At 63.8% G+C, this 2690-nt stretch carries 2 protein-coding genes; both read right to left on the bottom strand.

Going from position 1 to position 2690, the window contains the following annotated elements:
* Positions 1-99: 99 nt before the first annotated feature.
* Positions 100-993 carry a F0F1 ATP synthase subunit gamma gene (locus tag AC5RWT_RS36480; protein WP_493966158.1) on the bottom strand — a complete coding sequence of 298 codons (894 nt, stop codon included), beginning with the start codon at positions 991-993 and terminating at the stop codon, positions 100-102.
* Between the two features lie 71 nt (positions 994-1064).
* Positions 1065-2690: F0F1 ATP synthase subunit alpha (gene atpA / locus AC5RWT_RS36475; RefSeq protein WP_494084473.1), on the bottom strand; the 1626-nt coding region annotated here is incomplete at its 5' end.

The following is a 2690-nucleotide window of genomic DNA, read 5'->3' as shown; positions in this document are numbered from 1 at the left end:
CGACGGAACCGGTTCCGTGCTCGATGGTTTGGGCAGTCATCTTTCTCACTTCTCAGTTTCGATGGCGTGGTTTATGTGTGCTGTTGCTGCAGGGACTAATCAGGACGCTGCCAGGGCGTCCGCGCCACCGACAATCTCGGTGAGCTCCTGCGTAATCTCTGCCTGGCGCGCGTTGTTGCGCAGACGGGTGTACTTTTCGATCAGGTCCGTAGCGTTGTCGCTGGCAGACTTCATCGCACGCTGCCGTGCTGCCAGCTCGCTGGCAGCAGCCTGGAGCAACGCGGCAAAGATGCGCGCTTCGATGTAACGCGGCAGCAGCGCATCCAGAACCTGCTCGGGTTCCGGCTCGTACTCGTACAGCGGCAGCAAATCGGTCTCTGCGGTGGCCTCTTCTTCCACGACCTCCAGCGGCAGCAGGCGGATGACCGCAGGCTCCTGGGTAACCATGGACTTGAAGCGGGTGTAGACAATATGGAGCTCGTCTACGCCACCGTCCTCGAACGCCGTGTTGAAGTCGGAGAGCAGTGCCTCGCCGATCTCACGGGCGGTCGCGAACTCCGGAGCGTCCGTTCCACCCGTCCAGACCTCCTGGTACGCAATGTTCCGGAAGTCGAAGTAGGCCTGCGCCTTGCGGCCGACCAGATAGTGGCGGACTTCCTTGCCTTCTTCATGCAGCAGCTCGGTCAGGGACTGGGCCTGCTTCAGCACCGACGCGGAGTACGACCCTGCCAGACCGCGGTCGGAGGTCAGCACGAGCACGGCGGCCCTGCGGATCTGCTCCGGCTCGGTGGTCAGCGGATGGTCGATCTCGGACTGCGAGGCCACAGCAGAAACGGCACGGGTGATCGCATTGGCGTACGGCAACGAGGCCGCCACACGGGTGCGGGCCTTGCCAATGCGTGAGGCGGCGATCAGCTCCATCGCCTTGAAGATCTTCCGCAGCGACGAAGTCGATGCGATCTTCTGGCGGTAGACCCGAATCTGGGCTCCCATACTCTTCCTTTCCTCGTCCTCGGCGGCCGGGCGGAACCGCGAATGGGTTCCGCCCGGTCAACGAAGATGAATTAGCGTTTCTGCCTGACGATCTGTTCCTGGGCGACTTCGTCTTCAGCCAGGGGGTCGTATTCTTCGCGGCCGGCGCCGACCAAACGGTTGTCGCCCTCCCCGAAGAAGCCCTGCTTGAAGTCAGCGATCTGCGACTTCAACTCGTCCACCGTGGAATCCTCGAGCAGATTTGTCTGCGCGATCGTCGTCAGGACCGAGCTGCGGTGCCTGAGGTGCGAGAGGAAATCGGTCTCGAATCGAGTGACATCCTCGACCGGAACATCGTCCAGGTAGCCGTTGGTGCCGGCCCAGATGGACACAACCTGGTCCTCCACCGGGTACGGCGTGTACTGGCCCTGCTTGAGCAGCTCCATCAGGCGTGCACCACGGGTCAACTGCTGGCGTGATGCAGCGTCGAGGTCCGAGGCGAACATGGCGAATGCCTGCATGTCGCGGTACTGTGCCAGGTCCAGCTTCAGCGTGCCGGAGACCTTCTTCATCGCCTTGACCTGGGCTGCGCCACCCACGCGGGAGACGGACACACCAACGTCAACAGCAGGACGCTGGTTGGCGTTGAACAGGTCGGACTGCAGGAAGATCTGGCCGTCCGTGATCGAGATGACGTTGGTCGGGATGTAGGCCGAGACGTCGTTCGCCTTGGTCTCGATGATCGGCAGGCCGGTCATCGAACCCGCGCCCAGCTCGTCGGAGAGCTTGGCACAACGCTCCAGCAGGCGGGAGTGCAGGTAGAACACATCGCCCGGGTAGGCTTCGCGTCCCGGCGGGCGGCGCAGCAGCAGCGACACGGCGCGGTAGGCTTCAGCCTGCTTGGAGAGGTCATCAAAGATGATGAGGACGTGCTTGCCGTCGTACATCCAGTGCTGGCCAATGGCCGAACCGGCGTAGGGCGCCAAGTACTTGAAACCGGCGGGATCGGAGGCAGGAGACGCCACGATGGTGGTGTACTCCAGCGCGCCCTTGTCCTCCAGGGTCTGGCGGACGGCAGCGATGGTCGATGCCTTCTGGCCGATCGCCACGTAGATGCAGCGGACCTGCCGGTTGACGTCGCCGGACTCCCAGTTGGCCTTCTGGTTCAGGATGGCGTCGACGGCGATGGCGGTCTTGCCGGTCTGGCGGTCGCCGATGATCAGCTGGCGCTGGCCGCGGCCGATCGGGATCATCGCGTCGATGGCCTTCATGCCGGTCTGCAGCGGCTCGTGCACGGACTTGCGCTGGGTGACGCCAGGGGCCTGCAGCTCCAGTGCGCGGCGCTCGGTCGACTCGATCGGGCCCTTGTCGTCGATCGGGAGGCCCAGCGGATCGACAACGCGGCCCAGGAAGGCGTCGCCAACCGGTACGGACAGAATCTCACCGGTACGGTGAACTTCCATGCCTTCTTCGATGCCGGTGAATTCGCCGAGGATCACCACGCCGATTTCGCGGGTGTCGAGGTTCTGGGCCAGACCCAGGACGCCGTTCTCGAAACGCAGCAGTTCGTTCGCCATGGCCGAGGGAAGACCCTCGACACGGGCGATGCCATCACTGGCGGTGGTCACGTGGCCGACTTCGACCCGCTCGGCGCTTCCGGGTTCATAGGACGCCGCGAACTCGTTCAGCGCATTGCGGACGTCGTCGGCGTTGATGGT

The sequence above is a fragment of the Arthrobacter sp. Dra40 genome (assembly GCF_059091905.1).
This window is presented reverse-complemented; position numbering and strand designations above follow the sequence as displayed.

Bases quoted from the DNA above. Each gene is read 5' to 3' on its own strand.
- AC5RWT_RS36480 (WP_493966158.1), bottom strand. From the start codon at position 993: ATGGGAGCCCAGATTCGGGTCTACCGCCAGAAGATCGCATCGACTTCG.